The organism is Paraburkholderia sartisoli, from assembly GCF_900107685.1.
GTDB lineage: Bacteria > Pseudomonadota > Gammaproteobacteria > Burkholderiales > Burkholderiaceae > Paraburkholderia > Paraburkholderia sartisoli.
This window is the reverse complement of sequence record NZ_FNRQ01000003.1, coordinates 385,685-409,858: the sequence shown is the minus strand read 5'-3', so window position 1 is coordinate 409,858 and position 24,174 is coordinate 385,685. Positions and strand designations below refer to the sequence as shown.

The window sequence follows — 24,174 nt, the reverse complement described above, 5'->3', positions numbered from 1 at the left end:
CCCGATCCGGCAGACGGGCCGCGCTCAGCCGGCGGTCTCGCGTTCTGGCGTCGACGTGATCCGGTGGATGGACAGGTCGGCGCCGTTGAACTCTTCTTCCTGATCGAGGCGCAGCCCGACGGTCAGGCGAATCGCGCCGTAGACGAGCGTGCCGCCAAGCGAAGCCACCACGATGCCGCCCAGTGTGCCGACAATCTGCGCGCCGAACGACACGCCGCCAAGTCCGCCGAGCGCGTGCAGCCCGAAAATTCCCGCCGCGATGCCGCCCCACGCACCGCACAGGCCGTGCAGCGGCCACACGCCGAGCACGTCGTCGATCTTCCAGCGGTTCTGCACGCACGTGAACATATAGACGAAGAGCGCGCCGGCGATGCCACCCGTCACCAGCGCACCGAGCGGGTGCATCACGTCGGACCCGGCACATACCGCGACGAGCCCGGCGAGCGGGCCGTTATACGTGAAGCCCGGATCGTTGCGGCCGGCAAGCCAGGCTGTCAGCGTGCCGCCGGCCATCGCCATCAATGAATTGACGGCGACAAGGCCGCTGATCTTGTCGATGGTCTGCGCGCTCATCACGTTAAAGCCAAACCAGCCGACCGCCAGCACCCACGCGCCGAGCGCGAGAAACGGGATATTCGACGGCGGATGCGCGGCGATGCGGCCGTCACGGTGATAGCGTCCGTGGCGCGCGCCGAGCAGCAGCACGGCGGGCAGGGCGACCCAGCCGCCGAACGCATGCACCACCACCGAGCCCGCGAAATCGTGGAACGGCGCGCCGAACGTCGCGGCGATCCAGTGCTGGATTCCAAAGCGCCCGTTCCACACGATGCCCTCGAAAAACGGGTAGACGAACCCGACCAGCACGAACGTCGCGAAGAGCTGCGGGTTGAATTTCGAGCGTTCGGCGATGCCACCGGAAACGATCGCCGGAATGGCGGCCGCGAACGTCAGCAGGAAGAAGAAGCGCACGAGCGCATAGCCGTTGTGGGCCGCGAGAATATCGGCCGGATCGAAGAACTGCACCCCGTACGCAATCGTGTAGCCGATGAAGAAATACGCGATCGTCGACACCGAAAAGTCGACGAGGATTTTCACGAGCGCGTTGACCTGATTCTTTTTTCGTACCGTGCCAAGTTCGAGAAACGCAAAGCCCGCATGCATCGCGAGCACCATGGCGGCACCGATCAGCAGGAACAGCGTGTCGGTGCCGGTTTTCAAGCTTTCCATCCGTAAGTCCCGATTTGCGCAAAAAACGGGCACGGAACGCAAGAAATGGGCCAAAGAAGGGCCTGACATTGACGATCACGGTGCATGCGAGCACCAGCATGGTTTTCCAGGTCTTGCGGATGATTCTCCGGTCAGTTCGAGCGATGAAACACGCGCACCATTTGTGTGCTTCATTCTCGAAACCGGGCGTTGAACGTCCCATGTCGGGGCGATATTTTCGATTTCGTTTACGTGTTTATTCGATTAGATAACGATCCCGCGTGGCGATGCCCCGACTGCGGGAATGGACTTCTGTTACCCGACGCCTCGCGACGCGCACTGCGTCTTTGTCATCCCGTGCAAACACGACATAATGGCCGTCGCAACGCAGCGTCCGCTATGTCTGGCCCTTCCTTTTGCGCGCATGAGACTGACCACCAAAGGCTTGTTGCTGATCGCGATTCCCGCGCTGTTCGAACTCGCGCTGCTGGCGGGCGTCGTCGAGGCGGAGGCCGATGCGACCGATGCCGAACGCTGGGCGCTGCACAGCCAGGACGTGCTGCGCCAAACCACCGCGGTCTTCGAACCCGTGCAGTTCGAATCGCTGCGTCTGCGCGGTTCGGCCGTCGGCGGCGACGCTGGCGCGGCGACGCCGATCGCGATGTGGATGGACCTCGACCGCCGGATCGACAGGCTCGTCGAACTGGTCGCCGACAATCCTTCCCAGGTGGAGCGCGCCGTGCGGATCCGTCAGGCGATCCAGTCGTACCGGCAATGGTCCGACCGGATTCAGGATCTGCTGCGCTCCGGGCGTCGCGCCGACGTGCTCGAACGTTTTCGCGACCCGGGCGCCGAAGCCGTGCTCGATCAGGTGCGCGCGCAGGTGGCCGCGTTCCAGCAGGAGGAGCGGCGGCTCGACGTCGCGCGCACGCACGACGCGGCGACTGCGCGCGCGCGTCAGCAGAAGCTGATTGTCGCGGCGGTGACCGGTTCGATCCTGTTCGTGGCGATCGCGTTCGCGTTGCTCGCGCGCGGCCTGCGCGGCCGGCTCGCCGCGTTGACCGGCAATGCGCGGCGTCTTGCGCAGAACCAGCCGCTCGCGCCGCTCACCCCGGGCACCGACGAGATCGCGCGGCTCGACGCCACGTTGCATGACACCAGCCGGCGGCTCCTCGAAGCGGACCGCATGCAGGCGCGCTTCCAGTCGGATCTCGCGCGTCGCGCCGGCGAGCTGGCCCGCATCAACGAAACGCTGCGTCAGCAGACGCAGGAAAACGAGATGTTCATTCACAGCGTGTCGCACGACCTGCGCTCGCCGCTCGTCAACCTGCAGGGGTTTTCGAAGGAACTGATCCACGCGTGCGACGACCTGCGCGCGGCGGTGCGTGCGTCGTCGCTGACCGAGGCGCAGCGCGCGCGCATCGAGCGTCTCGTCGACGAGGACATCAGCGAGGCGCTGCGTTATCTGCAGACGGCCGTGCTGCGGGCGTCGCACATCATCGACGCGCTGCTGCGGCTCTCACGCGTGGGGCGCCTCGAATACCGGCACCAGGACGTCGATACAGGCGATGTCGTGCAGCGCGTGATCGACGCGATGCAGGTATCGATCCGCGCCCGCGGCGCACAGGTCGTGGTGCATGAGCTGCCGACGGTCTGGGGCGACGCGACCGCGCTTGAACAGGTGTTCGGCAACCTGATCGGCAACGCGGTGAATTATCTCGACCCGGCGCGGCCGGGCCGCATCGAGATCGGCACGACGGCCGGGCCGCCGGGGGTGCATTCGCTACGGATTTTCTACGTGAAGGACAACGGGCTTGGCATTGCGGAAGTCGCGCTGCCGCGCCTTTTCGGCGCGTTCCAGCGCCTCCACGGCAACGTCGCGCCCGGCGAGGGAATCGGCCTCGCACTGGTGCGACGGATGGTGGAGCGGCACGGCGGCCGCGTCTGGGCGGAATCGGCGGAAGGCGTCGGCACGACGTTTTATCTGTCGTTGCCGCAGGCGGAGCGGGCGACGCGCGATGCGCCGGAAAGCGTCGTCAGCGAGGCGAAAACCTGACGGGCGGAAGTACGGCGCGGTTTCGGTGCTTATTTCGGTGCTTATTTCGGTGTTTAACGCGAGGATGTCGCGAAGAGCTGGCGAGGCTTCAGCAGACGGGTGCCGCGCACGGACCAGTAACAGGCGGCGACGCCCAGCATCAGCGCGCAGGCGATGACGACGTGCGGCGTGGGACGCAGCCCGGCGATGTCGTCGAGCGAAAACACGCCGCGCTGAAGGAGCAGCAGCGCCGACCACAGCGCGATGGCGGCCTGCACGAGCAGACGCGCACCCGTGAAACGTCGCACGCGGTTTTCGAGCGACCAGGCGGTGGGCGCGCGCAGGCAAAAAAATGCGATCGCGATCAACGCGGCCGCGAGGATAACGATCCAGTCCGTCAGTTCCATCGAAAGGCTCCCAGAAGTCGACCGGCGACTATAGGGAAGCGCGTTCCACGGACAAATCAGACTGCTCTCAAATGAGCGATCGGGAAAGGCCGGAAATCCTGGAAGAGGCGCGGGCTGCATGATCCACAGCCCGGCTCAAGGCGTTGTTACAGCTCGATGCGCGTGCCGAGCAGCACGAGGAACTGGCGGATCCATTCCGGGTGAGCGGGCCACGCTGGCGCGGTCACGAACGGCGCATCGGTGACGGCGGCGTCGATCGGGATGTCGGCGTAGTCGGCGCCGGCCATCCTGACTTCGGCGGCGCAGGCCGGGTACGCGGAGATCCGCTTGCCACGGATCACGTCGGCGGCGGCCAGCAGCTGGGCCGCATGGCAGACCGCCGCAACCGGTTTCTTCGCTTCGGCGAACTGGCGCACGATGTCGATGACTTTCTGGTTCATCCGCAGATACTCCGGCGCGCGGCCGCCGGCGATGGCGAGCGCGTCGTACAGGGTTGCGTCGACGTCGTCGAAGGTGGCGTTGAGCGTGAACTGATGGCCCGGCTTTTCGGTGTACGTCTGGTCGCCTTCGAAATCGTGAATCGCGGTCTTGATCCGGTCGCCGGCTTTCTTGCCGGGACACACCGCATCGACCGTATGGCCGACTGCCTGCAGTGCCTGGAACGGCACCATCGTTTCGTAATCCTCGGCGAAATCTCCGGTCAGAAACAGGATCTTCTTCGCTGCCATCGCATGCCTCCAGGGTGGGTGGAATACATCGAACGTTCCAGCAGTCTACCCCAGCGCGCATGACGGATTCACGACCTGACGGTATCGCAGTCGCGCGGGACGCGTGCGGGATGGGCGCACGAAGCCAGACAAAGCATGCGCGTTACGGATGGAACGGGCGGCGGCGTATGATGGCGACGTTTCCGCATATCGAAGTCGCTTAACCCGGCTTACTCCATGATGATCCCTTCCCGTTCGTACCCCCTGATTCGCCGTACGGCGCTGGCGCTTGCCCTGCTCGGCGTGCTGGCCGCATGCCAGAAGAACGACGCGTCCGCGGGGCAGGTCGCCGGCAAGCTCGATGACGTCGCGCAGGTCGCGGGCCAGAAACTCGATCAGGCCGCGAACTACGTCGGCCAGCAGGTCGACGCGACGCGCGCCACCGCCGAGCAGAATCTCAATTCCGCCGCCTCGACGCCTTCGGTCAGGATCGATCCCGCCGATCTTGCGTCGTCGGCGCAGGCGAACCTGCAGAACGCCGCCAGCGCCACCGGGGCGGCGATCGACCGCGCGGCCACGATGACCGACCAGGGTCTGCAGACCGCAGGGCACAAGCTTCAGCAATGGTCGACCCAGGGCACGGCCGCCTCGTCGTCCGCTTCGACGTCGACGTCCACCTCGACGGATTCGACCGACGCCCAGAAGCAGATGGACAAGTGACCAGCGATTTGACTTCAGCGACAAATGTAATTACGATGGTTACATATCGTCGCCGGGAACAGTCGCTGTGAATACGAGTAGCCGGTTCGCCTTTGCTGTACACGTGCTGGCGCTGCTGTCGCTACAGGATGGCGCGCCGCTGTCGTCGGACATGATCGCGGGCAGCGTGAACACCAATCCGGCGCTGGTGCGCCGGCTGCTTTCGATGCTGTCCGAAGCCGGGCTTACCACGTCGCAACTGGGCGCGGGCGGCGGCGCGCTGCTCGCGCGCGCGCCGCGCGACATCACGCTGCTGGAGATCTATCGTGCGGTCGACGATGCGCAGCTCTTCGCGCTGCATCGCGAAGAGCCGAACCCGGCCTGCATGGTCGGGCGCAACATTCAGGTAGTGCTGCGCGGCATCATCGACGACGCGCAGCGGGCCATGGAAAGCTCGCTTGCGGCACGCACGCTCGCGGATGCGACGGCGGACGTCGAGCGCGCGGAGCGGCAGCGCGAGCGCAAGAAACGCGCGCGCGGCTGAAGGATTCGAAAGCAGGGGTTTTCAGCGCAGAAGGCGCGGCCAGGCAGGGTACAGGGTGCAGGATTCACACGGGGGCGAAGCCCCTCTTTTTTCCTCGATATGTGTAATCGATGTGGTTACATATAAACACTTAATGGGAGCATCGAGATGAGCAAGGCACTGAAAATCGCGCTGTTCGGCGCGACGGGCATGATCGGCTCACGCGTCGCCACGGAAGCGGCACGTCGCGGGCACACGGTGAGCGCGCTGTCGCGCAATCCGGAGCGCGTTCCGGCGGGTGTCGCCAACCTGACGGCGGCGTCCGCGAATGTACTCGATGCCGCGAGCGTGGCGGAGGCGGTGCGCGGCAGCGACGTTATCGCGAGTGCCTATGCGCCGCCGCAGGGCGACCTGAGCGCGATCGTGGCGGCATCGAAGGCGCTGGTCGAAGGCGCGCGTGCCGCCGGCGTGAAGCGTCTGGTGGTCGTGGGCGGCGCCGGTTCGCTCGAAGTCGCGCCGGGCACGCAACTGGTGGACACAGCGGGTTTCCCGGATGCTTACAAGGCGATTGCACTCGCGCACCGCGACGCGCTGGCGTACTACCGCACGGTCAGCGACCTCGACTGGACGTTTTTCGCGCCCGCCGCGCTGATCGCGCCGGGCGAGCGCACGGGTACGTTCCGCACCGCGGCTAACGTGCTCGTCGCCGATAAGGACGGTAACAGCACGATCTCCGCCGAAGACTACGCCATAGCGTTCGTCGACGAAATCGAGCAGGGCCGCTTCATCCGTCAGATCGCGACGGTCGGATACTGACGCGGCGCGCCGGCAGACCGGCGGACCGGCGTGATCTCCCGCAGGTTCCAGATCGCGCCGGCATCTGCAAGTGCCCTAACATCCGGTTACGCATGTAAATGTCGATACGCCGCAACTGCGACTACACTGGCGTGTCCCGTTTTGTCACCGGATCTCATGAAGTCATGCCCGTCGCGGCGTGAGCCCGGGGCCGCGCCGTCACACGGCGCGCAACCGGCCGTTCACGCCGTTTTGTCGCCATTTCCGCACTTTCGCCGCCCGTCTGCTTCCGCGCGCGCGCCACGCGCACCATCGTGGTTCGCCGCGTGGCCTTCGGCTATATGGCTGGCCTTCGTGCTGTGCGCTGTCCTGCTGACGGGCGCGCCGCAATGCGCGCGCGCGGCCAGCACGCCGGTGATTCCGGCGTTGCAGAGCCTGATCAACAGCGCGACCGCTTCGTCCGCCGCGGCGGGTTCGGCGCCCGACGCGGCGTCGGCGCCCACGCCTGCGAGCCAGGCCGAACTGTCGCGCTCGCTCGACAACGTCATCTCGACGCTCGATAACGACCGTCAGCGCACAGCGCTCGTCACGCAGCTGAAAAAGTTGCGCGACGTGTCGAAGACCGCGGGTCCCGTCGCGCCCGCGCAACCGGGGTCGGGTCTGCTCGGCGCGATCGCTTCCGGCATCGCATCGGTCGAAACCGACGTGAGCAACGGCCGCACGCCGCTGCGCTACTGGGCGGGGCGTTTCAACGCGGCGGGCAACGAGCTCTATACGATCGTCGCGAGTCAGGGCCGCGAGTCGTTCGGCCGCGTGCTGCTCGATCTGGTCGCGATGCTGGCTGGCTGGGGCGCATGCGCGGGCGGCCTGATCTATCTGCAAAGGCGGATGTACGCGCGTTTTGGCGTCGTCAACGAGCTGAAGCCGAATCCCACCACGCGCGAGCTGCTGATTTTCGCGCTCAGGCGGGTGGGGCCGTGGATCGTCGCGTTCGTCGCCGCGTTGCTCTTCGCGCGCGCGATGCCGGTCGCGCTCGGCCGCACGCTCGGCATGGTGATCACGTATGCGATCGTGGCCGGCGCGGTGTTCTCGGCGATCTGCCTGATCATGTTTTCGCTGTTCGGCTCCGGGCACCGGCGTGTCGCGGTGAGGCTGCTGCTCGCGCACGCCCGCCGTCTGCTGTTCGCGATCGGCATCTGCAGCGCGCTTGGCGACGCGGCCGTGAATTACGACGTCGCGCATCAGATCGGCTCGAACCTCGCGGCGCTGGTGTCGACGGTGGCGAACATGACGGCCGCGCTCCTCACCGGCTATTTCGCGCTGGCGTTCCGTCGTCCTGTCGCGCATCTGATCCGCAACCGCTCGTATGAGCAGCGGCACGGCCACAAGGCCGCCACCGATGCGTTCGACGTGCTCGCCGCGCTCTGGCATCTGCCGATGCTGATGCTCGCGGCCGTCTCGGTGATCGCGACCGTCGCGGGCATCGGCACGAGCGAGAACGTGCTGCAGATTTCCGTGTTGACGGCGCTGCTGCTGGTGCTGGCGTTCTTCATGAGCGCGATCGTGCTGCGCATCACGCGCCCCGGTGGCGTGCGGCGCCGGCGTCGCTCGCCATACGTGTCGCGTCTGTTGCGCTTCGTCGGCACGCTGACGGTGCTGTTCATCTGGCTCGCGTTCCTCGAATTCGCCGCGCGCCTGTGGGACGTTTCCATCGCGGGGTTCGTCGAGGAGAGCGTGACCGCGCGCGGCATCGCGCACGCGGTGATGGCGATCATCACCACCGTGTTCGTCGCGTGGCTGGTCTGGATCCTGATCGACACGGCGATTCTCGAGGCGCTCAACCCGAGCGGCCCGCGCACGAAAGGGCGCAATCCGAGCACGCGCGCGCGCACGATGCTGCCGCTCGTGCGCAACGCGCTGCTCGTGACGATCCTGACGATCGCCGGCATCGTGACGGCCGCGAATCTCGGCATCAACGTGACGCCGCTGCTGGCCGGCGCGGGCGTGATCGGGCTCGCGATCGGTTTTGGCGCGCAATCGCTCGTGACCGACCTGATCACCGGGCTTTTCATCATCATCGAAGACACGATTTCAGTGGGTGACTGGATCGACGTGGACGGCGGCCACGCCGGCACCGTCGAGCACCTGACGATCCGCACGGTGCGCCTGCGTGACGGGCAGGGCGCGATTCACGCCATTCCGTTCTCGCAGATCAAGATCGTGAAGAACCTGTCGCGCGATTTCGCGTACGCGGTGTTCGAGGTGCGCGTGCCGTTCTCGGCGGATGTCGACCAGGTGACGCACCTGATTCGCGAAGTCGGCGCAGACCTGATGGCCGATTTCCGCTATCGACGCGAAATGCTGGGTTCCGTCGAAGTATGGGGACTCGACCGTTTCGATCCGAACTGGATGGTCGTCAAAGGGCAGATCAAGACGCGGCCGCTGCAGCAATGGAGCGTCGCGCGGGCGTTCAACCTGCGCCTGAAGCGCAAGATGGACGACGCCGGCATCGAGATTCCAGTGCCGCAGATGCGCGTCTATACGTCGACGAAGGATGAAGCCGGGGTCGATGTCGGGGTTAATGTCGGACAGGAAGAGTCGCATGCGTCCGTGTACGCCACGGGCGCGGGTCATGCACAGGCTTCGGAGGGTTCGGGTGCGGCACCGGTTGCTTCGGTGGGTCCGGTCGCGGCGCCACGCGACGTGTCGCACGCACCGCGTCCGGCGCCGCCATCTACTGGTGAAACGGCGCCCGTCGCGCCCCAGATCCCGACTGCCGGCGAGTCCGGCAGAAACTAGCGACGCGACATAACCGTCATGCGACGGTGTATCGGGCCGCGTCTTCGGTCGTCGCGGCCACGCGGAGCAGGTCGTTCACGTGCGTGGCGATCTGTTCGCCCTGCACGCCGTACACATGCAGCGACACCGCGCGCGCGTCGCCGCGATTGCCGAGCTGATGAATGCCGGTTCGCCCGGCGCGCGTAAACGACACGGCGCCGCGCTCGCGCGGATGGGTGCGCACTTCGGACGCGCACTGGCCGGCTTCGCTCCATTCAAAAACCGTCTCCGTGAGCGCGCCTTCGATGACCGCGTAGCCGCACCACGTGTGATGGGCGTGTACCGGGCTCATCTGGCCCGGCATCCAGACGAGCGCGGCGACAGCGTAACGGCCAAGGGGATCGGCGGCGAGCAGGTGGCGGCGATAGCAGTCAGGCGAGCCTTCGCGGTGCGCGGAGCCCAGCAGCGTGTCGTCAGCGATGGCTTCGGCCAGCGCGGCGCGCACGACGCGTGCGAAACCCGCTTCGTGTGACGGTTCGATGTGGCTGACGCAGCGCTCGGGGCCGCCAAAGGCTGTGTCGAGCGAACGACACAAATGGTCGATGGCCGTGAGCGGCCGCATTGTCTGCCGCTCGCGCGCCTGAAGGGGGCGGGTGTCCGCGCCAGCGAGCATAAGGGCGGCACGGTCGGAGGGCATCAGGTTGGCGTCGTGGCTCATGGCGGTATTGGATGTGTTGTTGTGTGGTGTTCGGACAACGTCATTTATACCGGTTTGCATGGAGAAAGAGTTTCCATATAATTTCCCGTGCTAGCGTAAAAATAGAATAATTTCCTACCAGGATGCCATCATGGGAATGGACCTTATCGACCGGAAGCTGCTCGAGCTGCTTCAGCTGGACGCTACGATGCCGATCGCGGAACTCGCGCAGCAGGTACACCTGTCGCAGACGCCTTGCTGGAAACGCGTGCAACGGCTGAAGGAAGCCGGCGTGATCCGTGCGCAGGTGGCGCTGTGCGACCCGCGCAAGCTGGGCGTCGGGACAACCGTGTTCGTGGCCGTACGCACGAACCAGCACACGGAAGAATGGGCGCGGATGTTCACGCTCGCCGTGCAGGACATTCCCGAAGTGGTGGAGGTCTACCGCATGAGCGGGGAGACGGACTACCTGCTGCGCGTCGTGGTGTCCGATATCGACGACTACGACCGCGTCTACAAGCTGTTGATTCATGCAGTGCCGCTCTACGACGTCAGTTCCAGCTTCGCCATGGAGCAGATCAAGTATTCAACGGCGTTGCCGGTGCGCGCGTCGGCGATCACGTAAATAGCGCGGAACACGCCGGCCATGCGTGGGCTGACTGATTGCGCTGGTTGCCCGGTGAGGGTTGCCATGCAGGGCCGTCCGCGTGACGGGATGCGCGTTGCAAGCCCAGTGCAAGGACTGCGGGCGTAGAATGCCGCTTCCTTCGACACAACCCACCCTCTGGTGTTTTCATGAACGAACCGCGCAGGAAGAATCCGACTTTTGGCGTCGCCGTGTTTATCGTGGTCGCCGTGCTGATCGTGATCGGGACGCTGGCCTATAACGCGATCAAGGACAAGCGCGAGTTCGATCAGCAAAATGCCTCGGTGCCGCAGGCCGCCTCGCTCACCACAACGACGACCGGCGCGGCCGGCGCCTCGCAGTAACGCGGCATGGCGCGTTGGGTCGGGTCGGTCAGTCTTCCGGCAGCCTGATCACGCTCGCGTCCCGGCGGATCTGCGAGGCCGCCGCGATCATCTGCTTGCACTGATGCGCGAGCTGTTTCAGATCATGAACCGCATCCGCCGAATAATCCGCTGACTGCTCCGCTTCCACGACCGTGGTGTCGAGTTCGCGTGTCATCTGTTTCGCGATGTCGGCCTGATCAGCCGGCGGCGGGCTGCCCAGTTCGGCTTCGCTCAGGTTGTCCCGTACGAGGGTGAGCGCACGCTGCAGCGAGTTCAGCGACACGCCGTCTTTTTGCTGCGCTGTCGTGCGCAACAACGGCGCGGCGGCCGTGATGTGCGACGCGAGCACGTGACTGCGAACCAGCAGGTCATTCAGCTCGGGCACGAACTTCTGCACCGGCTTCGGTTCGAGCATCATGCGCTGGAATGCCTGGCCGAGATTCGCAAACGCGACGTGTACGTTCTTGCGCGCGAGGCGATAACGAAAGTCGCGATCGAGCGCGTTGGCGGCGACGGCGGCCGCGGGCGTGGCGGTTGCGTTCGGCGACACGCCCGGCACAGCGGTCGAGGCACCGGCAGCCGGATTGAGCGCCACGTTGCCGACGATTGACGGCGCGAGCACCGCCGTGTCGCCACCCGCCGACGCTTCCGCCAGCGCCGCGACCGGCGCCCGCGCACCCGCTTCGGTTACGGCCGTCGCGGAGATGCCGGCGCTGGCCGCGGCGGGCTTGCCGCTCCACCACCAGCTTGCTTCCAGATACTGCCGGGTCGCCGAGATCATGTCGTTGACGAGCTTGCCCATCAGCCGGTATTCCCAGTACGGAAACAGATGACTCGCGGCGATCGCGATCGCACAGCCCACGACCGTATCGATCGCGCGCTCGCCGATGATGTGCAGGCTGCCCGGCGCGAGCAGATGAAACATCAACAGAACATACGATGACGTGAACACGACGCTTGCCGTGTAATTGAACAGCAGCAGGCTGTAGCTCATCACCATCGAGGCGAACATCACGATCAGCAGGATGTGCGGCTCCTTGACGAAGATCATCAGCGCGATACTGGCCGCGCAGCCGATCATCGTGCCGATGATCCGCTGTCCGTTGCGCTGCTTGGTCAGCGAATAGCCGGGCTTCAGGATGATGACGGTGGTCATCACGATCCAGTACGCGTTCGTGAGGGGCAGCAGACGGCCCAGCCAGAAGCCGACCGCGACCGCGATCGTCACGCGCAGCGCGTGCCTGAAACTCGGCGACGCCATGGTCAGGTTCGAGAAGATCTGCCGGAACGGCACGCGGCGGCTGGAGATGAAGCGTGACAGCGCCTGGTCGACACGGACTTCGGTTTCCGTCACGTTGGCGTCATCAGACAGGCTCTTCCTCATCCGGTCGATCAGGCGCGTCGCGCTCCAGATGCGCCGGAAAGTTGCCGACACCGCCGCGTAGGCCTCCGGATTTTTCGTCTGCACCTCGTGCTTGCGCAGCTGTTCGATTTCGTATTCGATGGCCCGCAGTTCAGCCTTCATGCTGATACGCAGGCGCGGCGGCCGGTTGCGCAGGGCCGCGAGCCCGATGTCCTCGAGATCGGCCGCGACCTTGCGCATGAGGTCGCGATAAAAGATCAGCAGGTCGGAGCCGCCGAACGTATTGCGGATCAGCGGATAGTCGGTGTGCGCCCCGACGATCAGTTCGTGCAGGTCGACCGTGTTGATGAAGAGATTGAACAGCGCGGCGCGGCGGCCGTCCATCCGGCCGCTTTTCAGTTTCGGCAGATTGCGCAGCACGATGTCGCGGGCCGCGTCCTGGCGCTCGACCGCGGCGATCTGCCTCGCGACCAGATTGCGATAGCACTCGTCGAGATCGCGATCGAGGTCGTAGAAATCAGAGCGGGCCAGCAGATAATCGGCGCAGGCGAACACGCCTTCCGCGAGCGCCTGCTGTTCGATGCGGTGCATCTGCCAGCGGCTCACGAGCGTGGCCCAGTACGTGTACCACAGCCCGCCGAGCAGGATCCACGATGCATTGACGAGCGCCTGCACTGGCGTGAAGTGATCCTCCAGCGTCATGATCATCATGAAGAGCGTCGCGAAGCTGATCTGCGGCCAGCGGTTGCCGTAGACGACGATCAGCGACAGCACGAACGTGAGCGGGACGACAGTACACCAGAGCGCCACGGAGTTGACCGTGGCGAGCCCGGTGGCGAGCGCGGAAAGAAACCCGATCACCGTGCAGGCAAGCATCTCGTTGTGCTTGTACTTGAGCGGACCGGGCATGTCCACGACGCAGGCGCCGAGTGCGCCGGTGGCGATCGTGAACCCGAGGTCGCGATTGTGAAACACGACGAGGCAAAGCACGGCCGGCAACGATACGCCCACCGCAATGCGCAGTCCGCCATAGAAGTACTGGCTGTACAAAAATTTCTTGATTTCGACCGAATAGCGCATCGACTGCCTGGGCTTTACTGAGTTGAGGGAAACATAAAACGCCTGGAGGGTCAGACTCAAGCTGCGTCGAGTCTAACTGATTTCGCACGTGCTCTGACCTCATCCATCCGGCCAGGTTCTACGCGACCGACGCCTTTGTTATGCTGTCGCCTCAATGTCTGTCGCCGTGTCCTGTCCGGGTCGCGGCGCCGCTTTCCCCGGGTCCCATGCTCCAGCTCTTCTATTCGAACCGCTACGAAACGCTCGCAGCCGCGTTGCTCGACGACCTGCTGGCCGCGCCGTCCGATCCATGGGCGGCGCAGTCCGTCATCGTGCCGAGCGCCGCGGTGCGCCGCCAGCTCGAAATCGATATCGCCGAGCGGCATGGCGTCTGCGCGAACATCACCTTCGGCTATCTCGCGCAATGGTTGTGGGCGCGCATCGGCGGTGTGATTCCCGTGCCGGTTCATTCGCCGTTCGCGCCCGACCGGCTCGTGTGGCGGTGCTACCGTCTGCTCGGCGAGGCTGGCGAAGGCGAGGGCGGCGCGCCGTGGAACGCGTCGCCGCGGCTGCGCGGCTACCTCGATGCCGCCGATGCACCGATGCGCTACGAACTCGCGCGGCGCGTCGCAACGGTGCTGGATCACTACCTGACATACCGGCCCGAGTGGTTGACGCAATGGCAGGCGAGCGGCTCGATCTTCGCGGGCGCTCCGGGTTCCGCGCAGGATCGCGGCCCGCGGCTCACGGGCGGCACCGAGGCCATCCGCGAGGACGAACGCTGGCAGGCCGCGCTCTGGCGCGCGCTTTCGATGGAAGTCGCGGGTAGCGTGCAGTCGCCCGCCGATGCGGCGCCGCCGGCTTACCGCTTTCTCGATCAGGTATCCACGCTCGATCTCGATGCCGTCGCGCGGGCGCAATGGCCGGAGTCGGTGAGCGTGTTCGCGCTGCCGACCATGCCGCCGCTGCACGTCGCGCTGCTGCGCGAACTGTCGCGCTGGGTCAACGTGCGGTTGTACGTGATGAATCCGTGCCGCGAGTACTGGTTCGATATCGTCAGCGAAGGCCGTATCGAATCGCTCGATGCGGCGGATCAGCTCGATTTTCAGGAGGTGGGTCATCCGCTGCTCGCGGAGTGGGGCAGACAGACCCAGGCGCAACTGCACATGCTGCATGAACTGACGGAAAGCGCTGCGTCGAGCGAGGTGTCGCACTTCGTCGAGAATCCCGGTTCGAGCTGGCTTGCCCGCGTGCAGAACGCGATTCTCGATCTGCGCGACGAAGCGGACGGTGCGCCGCCGGCCGTGCATGGTATCGAGGTACACGTTTGCCACAGCCTGTCGCGCCAGCTCGAAGTGCTGCATGACCGTCTGCTTGGCTGGTTCGACGCGTTCGACGACCTGCAGCCGTCGGACGTGCTCGTCGCGTTTCCCGATCTCGGCGCCGCCGGTCCGCTGATCGACGCGGTGTTCGGCACGGCGCCGCCTGGCGACACGCGGCGCATCCCGTATCGCATCACGGGCTTGCCGCCTTCGCAGGCGAATCCGGTTGCACGCGTGCTGCTCGACTGGCTGGCGTTGCCGGAGCGCAACGTGGGTGCGCCGGAGCTGATCGAATGGCTGCGCGTCGACGCGATCGGCGCGCGCTACGGCATCGACGCAGTCGCGCTCGAAGCCGCGCAGGAATGGCTGGCGGCCGCCGGCGCGCGTCGCGGGCTCGCGCCGGTCGAGCCGGACGACGCAGCGGTGCCCGTCGCGCGCCATACGTTTTCAGACGCGCTGACGCGCCTCTTTCTGGGCTACGCGATGCCCGATGGCGGCGACCCCGTCGATGCGTGGCTTCCCGTCGAGGGCGCCGACGGCTCCGATGCCGAACTGCTGGGGCGGCTCGCGCGCTTCGTCGACGATATCGACGCGTTCGCGCGTATGTGCGAGACGGAGCACACGCCGGCCGAATGGACGCAGTTGCTGCTCGAAACGCTGGGTCAGTGCTTCGACGGCGGCGTGCTGTTCGCCGACGCGCTCTCGGGCGTGCGCGATGCGCTCGACGCGATGGGCGCGGCGATGCATGCCGGTGCGGAGCACCTGACGCTGCCGGCAGCGGTGGTGCGCACCGCATTGGCCGAGGCGCTCGACGATCCCGCGCGTGGCGGCGTGCCGTGGGGCAGTGTGACGTTTTCGTCGCTAACGAGCCTGCGCGGCTTGCCGTATCGCATCGTGTGCCTGCTCGGCATGGACGACGGCGTGCTGCCAAGCCTCGCCCGCGCCGACGAGTTCGATCTGATGGCAGCGTTCGGCAAGGCCGGAGACCGCCAGCGGCGCGACGACGAACGCAACCTGTTCCTCGATCTCGTCCTCGCCGCGCGTGACCGTCTGCTGATCGCCTATACGGGGCGCAGCATTCGCGACAACGCGCCGTTACCGCCGGCCGCGCTGGTCGATGAATTGCTCGATCACCTGGCGCGTGTCTCGTCGGAGCCGGATGCCACGCCGGCCGAAGTGGACCTCGCGCGGCGTGCATTCATCGTCGAGCATCCGTTGCAGCCGTTCGCATCGGAATACTTCAGGTCGAACGAGGGCCTTTTTACGTACGACACGGACCGTGCCGAGCTTGCTGGTTTGCTGACTGCGCCACAACAGGCGGCCGCCGCGCCGTTTTTCGCACAACCGTTGCCAGCCGAGGCGGCAACGCCCGTCGCGTTCGACAGTTTTCTGCATTTCTGGCGTCATCCCGCGCGCGCGATCCTGCGCGACCGGCTTGGCATCGTGCTGACGGATGCGCAGGGCGAACTGCTCGATGTCGAGCCGTTCGAACTCGACTACGCGGGCCGCGACGCGCTCGCCGACCGGTTGCTGCCGGGCCTGCTCGATCGCGACGAGTGCGATCAGGGCGGCGATGCCTTTGCGCGGGCACGTCGCGTGGCGCAGGCGAGCCCGGAGTTGCCAGGCGGTGCGACGGGCGGCGTGTGGCGCGAGCGCGAGCTTGGTGCGTTGCGCCATCTGGCGGAGCGTGTTCGAAGTGAACTCGCCACGCGTGTCGAGCGTTTGCCTTTTGCGCTCGATATCGTCCCGGCGTGGCCCGACACCGGCAACGTTGCTTTGTTCGGCGAGCATGACGCGGTGCTTCGACAGGCGGTTTCAGCATCTCCGCTGCAGTTGCATGGCACGCTCAACCTGCTCACGGAAGCCGGCCAGGTCGTGTTTCGATACGCACGTCCTTCAGCGCGCGATTATCTGTCGGCGTGGCTTGCGCATCTGGTCTACTGCGCCGCGTATCCAGCCGGACCGCGGCGCACCGTGTGGCACGGCAGCGGCGAGACCTTCGAACTCGCGCCCGTCGAGTCACCGCTCGACGAGCTCGCGCCGCTCGCCGCGCTGTATCGGGCCGGGCGCATGTTGCCGTTGCGCTTCTTTCCGAAGAGCGCGTGGGCCAGGATCAGCGACAGCGAGTCGGCGGCCCAGGGCGCGTGGATCAACGACCGCGTGCGCGGCGAATCCGACGATGCGGCGTTGCGGGTTGCGTTGCGCGGCACGCCACTGACGCTCGACGAGCCGTTCGGCACGCTCGCCGCGATTGTCTTCAAACCGCTTGTCCAGCATCTGCGGAGTGGATCATGAGCGGCGCATCGTGGGTGCATGAAACCACGGCGCAGGAGCTCGACGTTTTCGCGTGCATGCTCGACGGCGTGAACCAGATCGAAGCTTCGGCGGGAACCGGCAAGACCTGGAATATCTGCGCGCTGTACGTGCGGTTGCTGCTCGAAAAGAAGCTGAACGCCGACCAGATTCTCGTGGTCACCTTCACGAAGGCGGCGACGGCGGAATTGCACGAACGCATTCGCGGGCGGCTCGCTGAACTGGACCGCGCAATCGAAACGGGCGACCACGGCGGCGACCCGTTTATCACGCGGCTGTTCGAGACCACGCTCGCAGCGGAAAACGGTATCGACCTGGCCGATGCGGCGAAGGTGGTGCGTCGCGCGTTGCGCACGTTCGACCAGGCGGCCATTCATACGATTCACGCGTTCTGTCAGCGTGCGCTGCAGGAGGCGCCGTTTGCCGCGGCCATGCCGTTTGCCTTCGACATGGAAGCCGATGACGCCGCGTTGCGCTTCGAACTCGCCGCCGATTTCTGGCGTCAGCGTGTCGAGCCGCTCGCGGCGTTGCATCCCGCGTTCGCGTCGTGGCTTGTGGCAAAGCGTGCGGGGCCCGCGTCGCTCGACGCGCAACTCGCGCGGCGTCTCAAGAAGCCGCTTGCCCAGTTGCGCTGGGGCGGTCTCGATCTCGCGGATGCGTCCGGGGCGTCCGGCTCACCTGCGATGCAGGTGCGCTTCGACAACGCGCATGAACTCTGGCGCGCGCAGGCTGACGCAGTCGCCGGATTGCTGGCTGCTGCGCAGGAGCGTCTGAACAGGACGACGCACAAACCCGAGCAGGTGAGCGCAGCGATCTCCGCGTGGACCGAATATTTCGCCGGTGACGATCCTCACGAGGCGCCGCCCAAAGCCGCGCTGAAGCTGACCGCATCCGCACTGAAGAAGGCGACGAAGGGCAAGTTCGAGCCGCCGGAGCATCCGTTCTTCGCGCTGGCTGAAGAGCTTGCGGCTGCGGTCGTCGCATCGGAGGCGATGCAGCGGGCGCGCTGGCTCACGCTCGTCCAGACGTGGCTCGACACCGCGCCGGCCGAACTGGGCGCGCGCAAGCGCACGCGCCGGGTCGTGTCGTTCGACGATCTCCTGTCGAATCTGTATCGCGCGCTCGCATCGCATCCGTGGCTGGCCGACGCGTTGCGGACGCGCTATCCGGCCGCGCTGATCGACGAGTTTCAGGACACGGACCCGCTGCAGTTCGCGATCTTCGACCGCATTTTCGCGCCGGCGGGGCCACTTTTTCTCGTCGGCGATCCGAAGCAGGCGATCTACAGCTTCCGCGCGGCCGATCTGCACACGTATCTGGCGGCGCGCGATGCAGCGTCTGCCCGCTATACGCTCGCCGTCAACCAGCGTTCGACGCCGCCCATCGTAGAGGCCTGCAACCGCATTTTCGAAGCGAATCCCCAAGGGTTCGTGCTGGAGGGTCTCGACTACCATCCGGTGCGCGCGGGCGCACGGCAACGTCCGCCGTTCGTCGACCGGCACGGCACGGGCGCGGACTTCCGCATATGGATGCTGCCGCACGGCGAAGCTGCGTTGCTCAAACGCGAGGCGCAGCATCAGGCGAGCGAAGCGTGTGCAGCGGAGATCGTGCGTCTGCTGCGCGGCGCGCGCGAAGGCACCGTGTCGATCGGCGACGCGCCGCTTGCGCCGGCCAGCATTGCCGTGCTCGTGCAGACGCACCGGCAGGGGAGTCTCGTCAAACGCTCGCTGGCGGCGTGGGGTGTCGGCAGCGTCGAACTGGCGCAGGCATCCGTTTTCTCGACGCTGGACGCCGAGCAGATCGGGCGCGTGCTGGCGGCGGTCGACACGCCAGGCGACCTGCGGCGGCTGCGGGCCGCGCTCGCCACTGACTGGCTCGGGCTCGATGCGGCGGCGCTGTGGCGTCTCGAGCAGATCGTCGAAGCGCCCCCGGCGCAGGACGACCCCACGCACGCGGCCGATGCGATGAACTGGGTCGAGCGGTTTTCGCGCTACCGGACGCTCTGGCATGAACGCGGCTTCGCGGTAATGTGGCGCACGCTGATGCGCGAGCTTCGCGTCGCGCAGCGGCTGGTGGCGGGCGTGGATGGCGAGCGTCGTCTGACCGATATCAACCATCTCGCCGAACTCGTGCAGGCGCGCGCCGCGACCCAGCCGGGCATCGCGCCAACACTGCGCTGGCTCGCCGCGCAACGCACGCAGGGCGGCGGCGAGGAGGCGCAACTGCGTCTCGAATCCGACCGCAATCTCGTGCAGATCGTCACGGTACACAAGTCGAAGGGCCTCGAATACGCGGTCGTGTTCTGTCCGTTTCTCAACGACGGCAAGTTGCGCGAGCCGCCTTCGTCGGGTCTACCGGACGCGCGTGAGTATCACGATGACGACGGCGTCGCCGTGCTGCACTACGGCTGCGACGAGGACGAAGCGGAGCGCGCGCAGCGCTCGGCCGCCCGCGAACAGGCGGCCGAGCGGGCGCGGCTCGTGTACGTGGCGCTCACGCGCGCGGTGTATCGCTGCTATCTCGTCGGCGGTGTCTATCTGGCGTCGCGCGCTACCAGGGAGTCGCGTCGCAGCGTGCTGAACTGGCTGGTGGCGGGCGAGGGCCACACGTTCGACGGCTGGCTCGCTGAACCGCCCGATGAGGGCGTGTTGCAGGCGCGCTGGCAGGCACTCGCCGGCGGGCCGGTTTCGGTCGAACCGTTGCCGCCGCTCACGCGCCGCGTGCCGCTCGAAAGCCAGCAGGGTGACAGTGCGAACATGCAGTCGCGCATGAACCGCAGGCTGTTGCGCGATCAATGGCGCATTGCCAGCTTCAGCGGGCTCGTCGCGGCAGGGGCGCGCACCGAAGAGATCTTTACGCCGATCGAAGAAGCGCGTCCCGATCACGATGAAATTGTCGATGTGGCAGCGGGCGCGAACGCCGCGCCGGTCATCGTGCAGCGTCCGGTGCATGCGCCGGACGACATCCTCGGTTTTCCTCGCGGCGCGGCAGCCGGCGAGTGTCTGCACCTGATGTTCGAACTGGCCGACTTCTCCGACCCCGCGACGTGGCCCGCCGCGATCGAACGCGCGTTGCGCGAGCGGCCCGCGCCCGCGCTGCCGGAACTGGCGCGTCAGATGCCTTCGATGATGTACGCGCTGCTGACGGACATCGTCGCGACCGAACTCGTGCCCGGCATGACGCTCGCCGCGTTGAATCCGCAGCATCGGCTGAACGAACTCGAGTTCCTGTTTCCTGCGCACGCGCTGGATTTTTCCGCGCTGCGTGCATTGCTGGTGTCGCACGGTTATCCGGACGTCGCGCTGGAAGCGGGCGCGTTGCGCGGTTTCATCAAGGGATTTATCGACATGATCGTCGAGCATGACGGCCGCTACTGGATCGTCGACTGGAAATCGAATCACCTGGGCGATACGCCGGATGATTACGACGCGGCTTCGCTGGATGTGGCGATGGCCGATCACGCGTATCACCTTCAGGCGCTGCTCTATACGGTTGCGTTGCACCGCTATCTGCGCACGCGCGTGCGCGACTATGCCTATGACACGCATGTCGGGGGGTATCTGTATCTCTTCGTGCGGGGCGTGCGGCCTCAGTGGCGTGATGGCGGTGGTGCCGCCGGTGTGCATGTGCGCACGCCATCGGCGCAACTCGTCTTTGCGCTCGATGCCCTGATGGATGGAGACGCGGCATGAGCGCATTCGAACCACCGCCGCTCGACATCGAGGTCACGCTGCCGACGCCAGCCGATTTCAGCACGGCGCTCGCCGAGGGATTCGCGCGTCGGCTGGGCGTGCTGGCGCGCCGGCTCGGCGGCGACGCGGCAAGCGTGCGCTGGGCGCAGCGCGCGGCGTTTGCTGTCAGTCGCGCAACGTCGGAGGGACACGTCTGCGTGCCGCTCGACGTGCTCGCCGCACGCTATGAAACGCCGCAGGCGGAGGTGCGCGCGGCGCTGGCCGCGAGCGGGATCGCCTGTGACGGTTCCGCGAAAGCGCAGGCGCTGCGGCCGCTTGTCGTCGACGCGCAGGGCCGTGTGTTTCTCGCCCGTTACTACGAGCACGAGCGGCAGCTTGCACGCGCGCTCGTCGCGCATGCGGGGGGCGACGACGGACCGTCCGCGTCGGCGATGCACCACGTGGTGCAAGACACCGACGCGCTCCGCGCGCGTCTCTTGCGCTACTTTGGTCCGCCGCGCGATGACGAGCTGGACTGGCAGCGCGTCGCCGCGGTCATGGCGTTGTCGGGTCGGCTCACGATCGTGAGCGGCGGCCCGGGCACGGGCAAGACGACGACCGTCGTGGGCGTTCTTGCGTGCCTGCTCGACGCGTCGCCCGATCTGCGCATCGCGCTCGCCGCGCCGACGGGCAAGGCCGCGCAGCGCATGCAGGAAGCGCTGCTCGCCCGCGCCGGCGACCTGCCGCCGGAGATTGCCGCGCGGCTGCCGCAGACGTCCAGTACGCTGCACCGGCTGCTCGGCAGCGGGCCGGGTGGCCGCTTCCGGCATCATCGCGACAATCCACTGCCGTTCGACGTGATCGTGATCGACGAAGCATCGATGATCGACGTCGCGATGGCCGCGCATCTGCTCGACGCGATCGCGCCACGGACGCGTCTCGTGATGCTGGGCGACAAGGATCAACTCGCGGCGGTCGAGGCAGGTGCCGTGTTCGCCGAACTCAGCGCGCGCCCGGCGTTCAGCGCAGAGGGAATCGCGCGCGTTGCCGCGGCGCTGGATATTGGCGTCGCGCAGCTTGCAGCGGCTTTACCGGTGGCGGCGTCTGACGTAGCTGTGCCGTCGGTGACGCCGAACACGTCGAACGCAGAAGGATCGACGCCAGCACTATTCGACGACGATCTCGCCGGCATGACTTCCTACGAAGAAGTTCGCCCCGGCAGTCCTGCGCCCGCGCGGACCGGCGAGCCGCTCGCCGACGCCGTCGTCTGGCTCGAGCGCAACTACCGGTTCGGTCTGGATTCGGCAATCGGTCGCCTGTCGCTCGCGATTCGAGGCGGCGATCCACAGGCCGTACTCGATACGCTCACGCCGAACCCCGACGCGCCGTGCGCGGCCGCACTCTTCGAGGACGCGTCGCCTGCCTTGAGCGGGCGCACCGTCGCGCGACTCGCGGCCGGTTTCGCACCCTATGCCGAAGCGCTTGCGAACGCGCTTGCTTCCCGCGTGCCTGATCCCGCGCCGCTCTTCGAGGCGCTGAACCGTTTTCGCATTCTGTGCGCGACGCGCTCCGGGCTTCGCGGCGTCGAGCAGGTCAACACGTTGATGGCGGCCGAGGTGCGGCGCATGGCGCGGATTCCGTTGACCGTTGGCGCGGGCTGGTTCGCGGGCAGGCCGGTGATGGTCACGCGCAACGATTACGCGCTTGGCCTCTTCAACGGTGACATCGGCATTGCGTTGCCTGGCGCGGATGGTGCGCTGCGCGTGTATTTCTGGACGGGCGACGGCAGTGCGCGCGCCGTGTCGCCGGCCGCGCTGCCACCGCACGATACGGCCTTCGCGCTCACGGTCCACAAGTCACAGGGTTCGGAGTTCGGGCACGCCGCACTCGTGCTGCCGACGACGTTTAGCCGCGTGCTGTCGAGAGAGCTCGTTTATACGGCGATCACGCGGGCGCGCGAGCGGGTGGAAGTGATCGGCTCACGCGCGGTGCTGGCGCAGGCGATCGCCGCGCCCACGCAGCGCGACTCCGGTCTCGCAGCACGTATCGAGGAGGCGATGGCGCGCGACGCGTGACTCGCGTGACGGGCCGCGTTGCGTTGCATTGCATCTCAACGCGTGCCAGAGGGCGTCGCCACAGGTGGTAACTTCGCTGGATCGTCCGGGCGCAGGCGGTGCCGCGAACGGGGCCTTTCCACACATGCGCTTGCCGACCGGGCGATAGCGCCAGAGCACTATCCCGCAAAACCGTCCGTCACGCCGTCGGTATCCGACGTGCGCTGGTGAAGGCTTTTCCGGTACCACAACGTCCACAGCAGCAACGCGCCGTAGATGCCGTAGCTCACAAACGGCGACACGACCAGAAAGCGCTCGATGGGCCACGTCATCGCCATGAAGGCGCGCAGCGCGGTTTCGAGCGTCAGTCCCGCGCCCCACACGAGCGTCATCAGCCGAAGCGCGGATGCGAAAGCGGGGCGCGCGTGCCACAGCGCGTCGATCCGCGCGGCGCCGTCGGCGTTTTCGCGCGCGACGGTCGCCCGTGCGAGATAGAACACGAGCGGACGCGGCATCACGAGCGAAACCAGGAACGCGACACCGATCGCGCCCGACACCAGCGATTCCCGCAGCAACAGCATGCGCGGACTGCCGCCCGCCGCCATCGCCGCGATCGACAGCACGATGCCGAGCAGCACCAGCACGCTGAGCGCATCGACGCGGCGAAAGCGCGCGAGCTCGACGACGCTCCAGATCACCGGCGGCACCGCCGAGGCGATGAGCCCGCCCGTTTCTCCCCAATGCGGCACGGCGAGGCGATAGGCAAGCCACGGCAGCGCCAGGTTCACGACCAGTTCCAGCAAAAAGCTCGCGCGTATTTTCATGCTGATCCGTCTGTTCTTAACATGTCGCAAGTATCGTGAGCGCGCTGGTTGCCGGCAAATGTTTTTTATTCGATGCGCCTGGTCCGCGACGCGGGTAAAGTGCCGCGCATACGGCCGGATGCCGCGCCAGCGCTTTAGCGGTGCCGTCATCACGTGCGGTGTTAACCGGGCTTCGGACTTCGGTCTCCGGTTGAAAAGCACGCCGACGGTCGCCCAGGCTATCCTCGCGTTTGATCGAAATACATCCGGACCATGACTTCCCGTTACCCCATCCCACTGAACGAAATCGAACTGACGGCCGTTCGCGCGCAAGGCGCGGGCGGGCAGAACGTCAACAAGGTGTCGAGCGCGATCCATCTGCGCTTCGACGTGCGGGCGTCGTCGTTGCCGGACGTGCTCAAGATGCGCCTGCTCGCGCTGTCGGATCATCGCCTGACGCGCGATGGCGTCGTGATCATCAAGGCGCAGGAACACCGGACGCAGGAGATGAACCGCGCGGCCGCGCTGGCACGGCTCGACCAGCTGATCGAAAGCGTCAGCGTCAGCCGCAAGGCGCGCGTCGCGACACGTCCGACGCGCGCGTCGAACCGGCGCCGGCTCGACGGCAAAACAAGGCGCGGCGAAATCAAGGCAGGCCGTGCACGCGTCGACGACTGAAGTGTCCGCGCGTCGAACCAGAAGGCGGGCGTAGCGCGAATCTCCGCGCACCC

At 66.4% G+C, this 24,174-nt stretch carries 17 protein-coding genes; 11 read left to right on the top strand and 6 right to left on the bottom strand.

Going from position 1 to position 24,174, the window contains the following annotated elements; all coding sequences use genetic code 11:
* Positions 1-24 precede the first annotated feature (24 nt).
* Positions 25-1,227: an ammonium transporter gene (locus BLV45_RS13155; RefSeq protein WP_090533584.1), complete on the bottom strand. Its 1,203-nt coding sequence runs from the start codon at positions 1,225-1,227 to the stop codon at positions 25-27.
* Between the two features lie 403 nt (positions 1,228-1,630).
* On the opposite strand from BLV45_RS13155, the gene BLV45_RS13150 reads away from it, so the two are divergent.
* On the top strand, positions 1,631-3,262 hold the full coding sequence (locus BLV45_RS13150) for a sensor histidine kinase (RefSeq protein WP_090533895.1): 1,632 nt from the start codon (positions 1,631-1,633) through the stop codon (positions 3,260-3,262).
* Between the two features lie 53 nt (positions 3,263-3,315).
* On the opposite strand, the gene BLV45_RS13145 is transcribed toward BLV45_RS13150, so the two are convergent.
* Together BLV45_RS13145 and BLV45_RS13140 are read right to left on the bottom strand one after the other, a co-directional pair.
* Positions 3,316-3,648, bottom strand: a complete 333-nt coding sequence (locus tag BLV45_RS13145) for a hypothetical protein (RefSeq protein WP_090533582.1) — start codon at positions 3,646-3,648, stop codon at positions 3,316-3,318.
* A 146-nt stretch (positions 3,649-3,794) separates the two neighbouring features.
* Entirely contained in the window at positions 3,795-4,376 is a 582-nt protein-coding gene (locus BLV45_RS13140) for a DJ-1/PfpI family protein (RefSeq protein WP_090533580.1), read from the bottom strand.
* A 216-nt stretch (positions 4,377-4,592) separates the two neighbouring features.
* Here BLV45_RS13140 and BLV45_RS13135 point away from each other — a divergent pair, with 216 nt between their 5' ends.
* The 4 genes from BLV45_RS13135 (at position 4,593) to BLV45_RS13120 (ending at position 9,171) form a co-directional block, all read left to right on the top strand.
* Entirely contained in the window at positions 4,593-5,075 is a 483-nt protein-coding gene (locus BLV45_RS13135) for a hypothetical protein (protein WP_176954156.1), read from the top strand.
* 67 nt (positions 5,076-5,142) lie between these two features.
* On the top strand, positions 5,143-5,598 hold the full coding sequence (locus BLV45_RS13130; RefSeq protein WP_090533578.1) for an Rrf2 family transcriptional regulator: 456 nt from the start codon (positions 5,143-5,145) through the stop codon (positions 5,596-5,598).
* Positions 5,599-5,745: 147 nt separating this feature from the next.
* Positions 5,746-6,393, top strand: a complete 648-nt coding sequence (locus BLV45_RS13125; RefSeq protein ID WP_090533576.1) for an NAD(P)-dependent oxidoreductase — start codon at positions 5,746-5,748, stop codon at positions 6,391-6,393.
* 156 nt (positions 6,394-6,549) lie between these two features.
* Positions 6,550-9,171, top strand: a complete 2,622-nt coding sequence (locus tag BLV45_RS13120) for a mechanosensitive ion channel family protein (RefSeq protein WP_090533574.1) — start codon at positions 6,550-6,552, stop codon at positions 9,169-9,171.
* Positions 9,172-9,187: 16 nt separating this feature from the next.
* Here BLV45_RS13120 and BLV45_RS13115 read toward each other — a convergent pair whose 3' ends face one another.
* Positions 9,188-9,868 (bottom strand): cysteine dioxygenase family protein, encoded by a 681-nt coding sequence (locus tag BLV45_RS13115; RefSeq protein WP_245753219.1) that lies wholly within the window; start codon positions 9,866-9,868, stop codon positions 9,188-9,190.
* Between the two features lie 130 nt (positions 9,869-9,998).
* Here BLV45_RS13115 and BLV45_RS13110 point away from each other — a divergent pair, with 130 nt between their 5' ends.
* Complete coding sequence (locus tag BLV45_RS13110; RefSeq protein WP_090533570.1) at positions 9,999-10,472, top strand: Lrp/AsnC family transcriptional regulator; 474 nt, start codon at positions 9,999-10,001, stop codon at positions 10,470-10,472.
* A 170-nt stretch (positions 10,473-10,642) separates the two neighbouring features.
* Positions 10,643-10,837 carry a hypothetical protein gene (locus BLV45_RS13105; RefSeq protein ID WP_090533569.1) on the top strand — a complete coding sequence of 65 codons (195 nt, stop codon included), beginning with the start codon at positions 10,643-10,645 and terminating at the stop codon, positions 10,835-10,837.
* 28 nt (positions 10,838-10,865) lie between these two features.
* On the opposite strand, the gene BLV45_RS13100 is transcribed toward BLV45_RS13105, so the two are convergent.
* Complete coding sequence (locus BLV45_RS13100) at positions 10,866-13,301, bottom strand: FUSC family protein (RefSeq protein WP_090533567.1); 2,436 nt, start codon at positions 13,299-13,301, stop codon at positions 10,866-10,868.
* A gap of 206 nt (positions 13,302-13,507) precedes the next feature.
* On the opposite strand from BLV45_RS13100, the gene recC reads away from it, so the two are divergent.
* The 3 genes from recC to BLV45_RS13085 are packed head-to-tail and all read left to right on the top strand — an operon-like array spanning position 13,508 to position 22,661.
* Complete coding sequence (recC, locus tag BLV45_RS13095) at positions 13,508-16,897, top strand: exodeoxyribonuclease V subunit gamma (protein WP_090533565.1); 3,390 nt, start codon at positions 13,508-13,510, stop codon at positions 16,895-16,897.
* Entirely contained in the window at positions 16,894-20,607 is a 3,714-nt protein-coding gene (gene recB, locus BLV45_RS13090; protein ID WP_090533562.1) for an exodeoxyribonuclease V subunit beta, read from the top strand. The genes recC and recB overlap by 4 nt, the downstream gene beginning before the upstream one ends.
* The gene (locus tag BLV45_RS13085) at positions 20,604-22,661 is read left to right on the top strand and encodes an AAA family ATPase (RefSeq protein WP_090533561.1); all 2,058 of its coding nucleotides are present in this window, start codon (positions 20,604-20,606) and stop codon (positions 22,659-22,661) included. Before recB ends, BLV45_RS13085 begins: the two co-directional genes overlap by 4 nt.
* Before the next feature lie 158 nt (positions 22,662-22,819).
* Here the strand turns inward: BLV45_RS13085 and BLV45_RS13080 are convergent, their stop codons facing one another.
* On the bottom strand, positions 22,820-23,464 hold the full coding sequence (locus BLV45_RS13080; protein ID WP_090533558.1) for a VC0807 family protein: 645 nt from the start codon (positions 23,462-23,464) through the stop codon (positions 22,820-22,822).
* Between the two features lie 252 nt (positions 23,465-23,716).
* Between BLV45_RS13080 and arfB the strand changes: the two genes are divergently transcribed.
* On the top strand, positions 23,717-24,121 hold the full coding sequence (arfB, locus tag BLV45_RS13075; RefSeq protein WP_090533556.1) for an alternative ribosome rescue aminoacyl-tRNA hydrolase ArfB: 405 nt from the start codon (positions 23,717-23,719) through the stop codon (positions 24,119-24,121).
* Positions 24,122-24,174 lie beyond the last annotated feature (53 nt).